6 protein-coding genes are annotated in these 6,406 nt (G+C 60.4%); all 6 read right to left on the bottom strand.

The window, feature by feature from the left end:
- Positions 1 to 102 precede the first annotated feature (102 nt).
- The 6 genes from E1K68_RS17685 to E1K68_RS17660 all read right to left on the bottom strand — a co-directional run bounded on the left by E1K68_RS17685 (position 103) and on the right by E1K68_RS17660 (position 6,199).
- A complete protein-coding gene (locus E1K68_RS17685; protein WP_003192294.1) occupies positions 103 to 1,383 on the bottom strand; it encodes a TRAP transporter large permease in 1,281 nt (426 codons plus the stop codon).
- 1 nt (position 1,384) lies between these two features.
- A complete protein-coding gene (locus E1K68_RS17680; RefSeq protein WP_212614483.1) occupies positions 1,385 to 1,912 on the bottom strand; it encodes a TRAP transporter small permease in 528 nt (175 codons plus the stop codon).
- Positions 1,913 to 1,976: 64 nt separating this feature from the next.
- A complete protein-coding gene (locus E1K68_RS17675; protein WP_003192291.1) occupies positions 1,977 to 2,939 on the bottom strand; it encodes a TRAP transporter substrate-binding protein in 963 nt (320 codons plus the stop codon).
- Positions 2,940 to 2,984: 45 nt separating this feature from the next.
- Positions 2,985 to 3,860, bottom strand: coding sequence for an SMP-30/gluconolactonase/LRE family protein (locus E1K68_RS17670; RefSeq protein ID WP_057711235.1), 876 nt, complete (start codon positions 3,858 to 3,860; stop codon positions 2,985 to 2,987).
- A 26-nt stretch (positions 3,861 to 3,886) separates the two neighbouring features.
- Complete coding sequence (locus E1K68_RS17665; protein ID WP_003192287.1) at positions 3,887 to 4,705, bottom strand: NAD(P)-dependent oxidoreductase; 819 nt, start codon at positions 4,703 to 4,705, stop codon at positions 3,887 to 3,889.
- A gap of 231 nt (positions 4,706 to 4,936) precedes the next feature.
- Positions 4,937 to 6,199: an OprD family porin gene (locus E1K68_RS17660; protein ID WP_032896494.1), complete on the bottom strand. Its 1,263-nt coding sequence runs from the start codon at positions 6,197 to 6,199 to the stop codon at positions 4,937 to 4,939.
- Positions 6,200 to 6,406 lie beyond the last annotated feature (207 nt).

The following is a 6,406-nucleotide window of genomic DNA, read 5'->3' as shown; positions in this document are numbered from 1 at the left end:
GCCTGCGATAGCGACCTGTCAGTCAATGCATCCGTGACTGATACACCGCTATCGCAGGCAAGCCAGCTCCCACAGTTGCTCACCTTGTTTCTGAAAGAAGGTTTACAGCACCAAATGGGGCAACCACAGCGACAACGCCGGGATGTAGGTCACCGCAATCAGCACCAAAAACAACACCGCATAAAACGGCAGCAGTGCCTTCACGGTTTTTTCAATGCTGGTCTTGCCCACCGCCGCCCCGACGAACAGCACCGCGCCCACCGGCGGGGTAATCAGGCCGATGCCCAGGTTCACCAGCATGATCATCCCGAAGTGTACCGGGTCGACGCCGATGCCCAGGATCACCGGCATCAGAATAGGCGTGAGGATCAGAATCAGCGGCGCCATGTCCATCACCGTGCCCAGCAACAACAGCATGACGTTGATGCACATCAGGATCACGTAGCGGTTATCCGACAGGGTCAGGAACAGCGTGGTGATCTTCGCCGGGATCTGCATCAGGGTCATGATGTAGCCGAAGCTGGCGGCGAAGGCGATCAGGATCATCACGATGGAAATGGTGCGCACCGTGCGATGCATCAGCTTGGGGAGTTCGCGCCATTTGTAGTCGCGGTAGATGAACATGGTCACGAAGAACGCCCACAACACCGCAATCGCCGCCGACTCGGTGGCGGTGAAGATGCCCGACAGGATGCCGCCCAGGATGATCACCATGGCCATCAGGCCCCAGAGCGCATCGGCGGCGATCTTCAGCGCCTGCTTCAAGGGGATGACTTCGCCTTTGGGGTAGTCGCGTTTTTTCGCGAAGATCAGGCACAGCACCATCAGGCACGCGCTCATCAACAGGCCTGGCACCACACCGGCCATGAACAGCGAGGCGATGGAAACCGTGCCGCCAGCGGCCAGGGAGTACAGCACCGAGTTATGGCTGGGTGGCGTCAACAGCGCCTGCACCGAACCGCTGACGGTCACTGCGGTGGCGAATTCGCGCGGATAACCACGCCGTTCCATCTCTGGAATCAGCACCGAGCCGACCGACGCGGTATCGGCCACGGATGAACCGGAAATCGCGCCGAAAAACGTCGAGGCCATGATGTTGACCAAGGATAAGCCACCGCGTACAAAGCCCACCAGCACCCCGGCAAAGGCCACCAGGCGCCGTGACATGCCGCCCTCGGCCATGATCGCCCCGGCCAGTACGAAGAACGGAATCGCCATCAGCGAAAACTTGTTCACCCCACCGGCAATCTGAATCATCAGGGCCTGGAACGGGATGTCGATCCACCACGCACCAATCAACGCCGACAGCCCCAACGCATAGGCCACCGGCATGCCGATCAGGATCAACGCAACAAAGCTACCCAACAGAATCAACGCGTCCATATCAGGCGGCCCCTTCGTTTTCTTCAACCAGGTCGAAACGCACCACCTTGCGATTGCTCTGGTCACCGAGCAGCAGCTTTTCGACCACGAACACCAGGGTCAGCACCCCGCCAATCGGGATCGGCATATAGGTAATGCCCACGCGCAGGGAAGGGATGGCGCTCATGAACTGGTTCCAGGTGGACAGGCACAGCTTGGTGCCCCAAATCGTCATGAACACGCAGATGGTGCCCATCAGCAGTTGCGAGAGGATGCCGACGAGGCGGCGTTGGGTTGGCGGCAAGCGGTCAGTAACCATCGCCACCGACATGTGCGCACCGGCACGGTAACTGGCAGCAGCGCCGATAAAGGTGAACACCAGCATCAGCAGGATAGCGGTGGGCTCCGGCCAGCTGGAACCGGTGCCGAGGGCGTAGCGGGTGAAGATACCCCAGGGAATGATCAAGGCGACCCCCAATACCGACAGGCCGGCGACCCAGATGCAGGTCATGTAGAGGCGGTCATTGAAGCGCAGCAGTAAAGTCTTCATGGCGTTCACCGTGACCGGGCGCGTCGATACCGACCGCGCCGGGCCTTATGCAGGGCAGGGGAGGTTATTGAACCGCGTCGATGCGCTTGATCATGTCCGCATACGGCGCACCGTACTTGGCACGCACCGCGGCGGTGGCCTCATAGAAGGGCTTTTTATCGACAGTGATGAACTCCACGCCGGCCTTCTTGAGTTTCTCTTCACTGCTGGCGGACTTGGCGTCCCAGAGCACGCGCTCATCGGCCTGGGCGGCCTTGGCGGCGGCCTTGACCATGTCCTGCTGGGCGGGGTCGAGCTTGTTCCAGGTGATTTTCGACATCACGATGGGTTCGGGCAGGATCAGGTGTTCGGTGAGGGTGTAGTACTTGGCGTTCTGGAAATGGTTGTGTTCCAGCAAGGTCGGCGGGTTGTTTTCCGCGCCGTCGATAACCCCGGTCTGCAGGGCGCTGAAGATCTCGCCGGTGTCCATGGCGATGCCATTGGCGCCCATGGCGTTGAAGGCTTCGATGAAAATCGGGTTGCCTTGCACGCGGATCTTCATGCCCTTGAGGTCTTCGATCTTGCGCACCGGTTTCTTGGTGTAGAGGTTGCGCGTGCCGCCATCCATCCAGGCCAGGGCCACCAGGCCGAACTCGGAGTTGGTGATCTTGGCGAGGATCTCGTCGCCGATCTCGCCATCGATGACCTTGCGCATATGCGCCTGGTCGCGGAACACGAACGGCAGGTTGAACACGTTCACGTCGGGCACCACCGGGCCGACGATACCGAGGCTGACGCGGGTCATCTGCACGGCGCCGACCTGGGCCTGTTCGACCACTTCCTTCTCGGAGCCCAGCACACCGCCGGGGAAGTACTTGAAGGTCAGCTCGCCGTTGCTCGCCTTGGTCAGGGCCTTGCCCATATTCTCTTCGGCGACCACGGTGGGGTAGCCGGCGGGGTGGATGTCGGCAAACTTGATTTCCAGCGCGTGGGCGGCGCTGCTGAGGGTGAAGATTGCAGCGGCGAGCAAGGTGCGTTTGAAGTCCATGGAAGTCACTCCTGTCTTGTTATTGTTGTATTCAAGGCACAGCGATTAAACGATGAAGCGGGGTTCGGGCAGCCCTTGGACGCCGGGGTTGAGGGCGAACACGCCACCGGACAGCGACTGTTCACTCGGGTCGTCACGGATGGAAGTGACGTACAGAGTGTCCAGGCGGCTGCCACCGAAGGCGCACATGGTGGGTTTTTTCACCGGCACGCTCAGGGAGCGGTCCAGGCGACCGTCGGGGGTGAAACGGTGGATCAGCCCGGCGTCGTTGGCGCAGATCCAGTAGCCGCCCTCGGCGTCCACGGCCGCACCGTCGGGACGCCCAGGAAAGTCGTTCATATCAATGAACAGGCGGCGATTGGACGGTGTACCGGTCTCGATGTCGTAGTCGAACGCCCAGACCTGTTGCACCCGCGGGTGTGAATCGGAGGCGTACATCGTGCGGCCATCGGGGCTGAAGGCCAGGCCGTTGAGGGTGATGAACCCGCCCAGTTGCGCGTGGGGCGCAGTCCCGGACGCATAGCGATAAAGGACGCCCTCGGCGGCGTTCAAGCCCATGTCCAGCACCATGCTGCCGGCCCAGAAACGGCCCTGGCGATCGCAGCGGCCATCGTTCAAACGCATGTCCGGGCGTGAATGCTCGATGCTGGCCAGCGGCACGGTGTCGAGGCTGCCGTCGTTGTGGGCCGTGAGTTGAAAGAAGCCGGTTTGCATCCCCGCGACCCAATTGCCCGCTTGGGTGCGCGCAATACAGGCGAGCATCTCTGGGGCTTTCCACGCTGCCAGATGGCCGGTGGCGGCGTTCCAGCGTTGCAGGCCGCCGTTGGGGATATCCACCCAATACAGCGCGTTTTCTTCAGGCACCCACACCGGGCATTCGCCCACGGCGTTACGGGCGTCGACAATCAATTCAGCACACATGGTCATTCCCTTGGGTTGCTGGGCACTCAGTCACCGAACGGCCCCGCCGCGCAGAACGCACCGCCCTGGTAGACCTTGGCCGGGTCATCGGCGGCCACGGGCGGTTGGGCTTCAACCTCGGCGCGGAACACTTCGGAGCTGTCCTTGGGCGCAAAGCCCAGGTGCGCGGCGTAGCGGTTGTCCCACCAGGTATCGAGGTTGGCCGACATGCCGTACACCACGGTATGGCCGACGTTGGGCGTGTACAGCGCGCGTTCGAGCAGTTGGGTCAAGTCGTCGAAACTCAGCCAGGTGTGCATCATCCGGCGGTTCTGCGGTTGCGGGAACGAGGAGCCGATACGGATGCTCACGGTCTGTATGCCATACCGGTCGAAGTAGAAACTGGCCATGTCTTCGCCGTAGGATTTGGACAGGCCGTAGTAACTGTCCGGGCGGCGCGGGGAGTGGGCGTCGAGTTGCTCGCCCTGTTTGTAGAAACCGATCACGTGGTTGGAACTGGCGAAGATCACCCGCTTGACCCCGTGGCGGCGGGCGGCTTCGTAGATATGGAAAATGCCACTGATGTTCGCGCCCAGCACCTCTTCGAACGAGCGCTCCACCGACACACCGCCAAAGTGCAGGATGGCGTCGACGCCCTCTACCAGCTGATGCACGGCGTGTTTGTCGGCCAGGTCGCAGGTTTGCACTTCTTCGCGAGCATCGGTGGCGGGGGCCATTTCAGCGATATCCGAAAGGCGCAGCACCTGGGCATAAGGACGCATGCGTTCACGCAGGACTTTGCCCAGGCCACCGGCGGCACCGGTAAGCAGCAGGCGGTTGAAGGGAGTGGGAGTGGTGGTGGTCATGGGCCTTCCAGATTTTTGTTGTAGGTTGTCGTATGACTATGGGGAAATAGTGTTAGGGATTCCTGGTGTTGTCAACTTCCTTCCCGGCGCATGAGATCAAATGTGGGAGCTGGCTTGGCTGCGATAGCGGTGGGTCAGAAAAGGGTGTGGTAACTGACCCACCGCCATCGCAGGCAAGCCAGCTCCCACATGGATGTGCGGCACCTTTGAGATCGAGTTCGACACTGGAACCTACAACAATGAAATCGGATAACTGATAAAAATCCGATTCTCATCGAACTCGTTATTGCTGAAGTCCCGGCGCATGGTTGAGTTGCGCCACTTTACATTCAGGTTCTTCAGCGCACCGCTCTGCACCGTGTAGGCCAGCTCCGACTCACGCCCCCACTCTTTGCCGTCGGTGATCGCCCCAGTGTGTACGTTGCTGCCGCTGATATAACGGTTCATCAGGGTCAGCCCCGGAACCCCGAGCACCACAAAGTTAAAGTCATGGCGCACCTGCCAGGACTTTTCCTTGGCGTTGTCGTAGCTGGCGTTGTAGCTGTCGTTGGCCAGGGTGCCGCCGCTGGTGCCGTTGATGCGCATCCAGGCGCTGTCGCCGCTGAGTTTTTGCAGGCCGACGTAGAAGGTGTGGCCGTTGTATTTGGCTGAGAGCAGGGCGAACAGGGTTTTGTTATCGAGGTCGCCGGCCAGGGCGCTGCCGTCTTCCTTGCCGTTGAAGAAGCCGAGGTTGGCCCCCAAGGTCCAGTCGCCCACCGGCTGGCTGTGGGTGAGGTTGAGGTACTGCTGCTGGTAGATATCAGTCAGTTCGGCGTACCACAGGCCGACCTGGGTACGTTTGTCATTGAAGGTGTATTCGCCGCCGCCGAAGTTGAAACGGTCCGAGGTGAACGCGGCTTTGCCGTTCATGAACATGTCTTCCATGCTCGCGTCGTTGCGCGGGCTGTTGCCGCGAAACTGACCGCCATAGAGGGTTAGCCCGGCAATCTCATTGGAGGTGATTTGTCCGCCACGAAAGGTCTGGGGCAGAGAACGGCCATCGTCGGAACGCAGGATTGGCAGCACCGGCATCCATTCGCCAACCTTCAACTCGGTTTTCGACAGCCTGGTTTTCAGTGCGACACCCAGGCGCCCGAAATTGTCGGCGGGGCGGCCATCGTCATGTACCGGTAGCAGTTGCGTGCCGGCGGTGCCTTTGCCGCCATCGAGCTTTTGCGAATACAGGCCCAACACGTCTATCCCGAAGCCGACCGTGCCCTGAGTAAAGCCGGACTTGGCATCGAGGATAAAATTCTGCGTCCACTCTTCGGCCTTGCCCTGGGGGTTGGTCGGGTTGGTGAAGTTGCGGTTGAAGTAGGCGTTACGCAGATTGAGCGTGGCCTTGGCGTCGTCGATAAAGCCTTCGGCATGGGCACCCAGCGGCAGGGTGACGGCCAGGCTGCCGAGACCGAGAAGGCCCAGGCGCGTGCAGGAATGGCGGGCGGATTGACTCACAGTGAGGCTCCCTTTGTTTTGTTGTTTTTATTATTTGTTATACGTCGTCGTACAACATTGAGCGCGATATTTGCGAGGTTTTCGGGGCGTGTCAAGCAGAAGTTATATGATGACTTGGGTGAAACGATTCAACGCAGCGGCACGGTTGCCCTCTGTAGGAGCGAGCTTGCTCGCGAAAAACGTCAACGATAACGCGTGCTTCCTGAA

Source organism: Pseudomonas sp. B2021 (assembly GCF_018135665.1).
In the GTDB taxonomy this organism is placed as follows: domain Bacteria; phylum Pseudomonadota; class Gammaproteobacteria; order Pseudomonadales; family Pseudomonadaceae; genus Aquipseudomonas; species Aquipseudomonas lactis.
The sequence above is the reverse complement of the archived record's forward strand: the minus strand, read 5'-3'. Positions and strand labels throughout refer to the sequence as shown.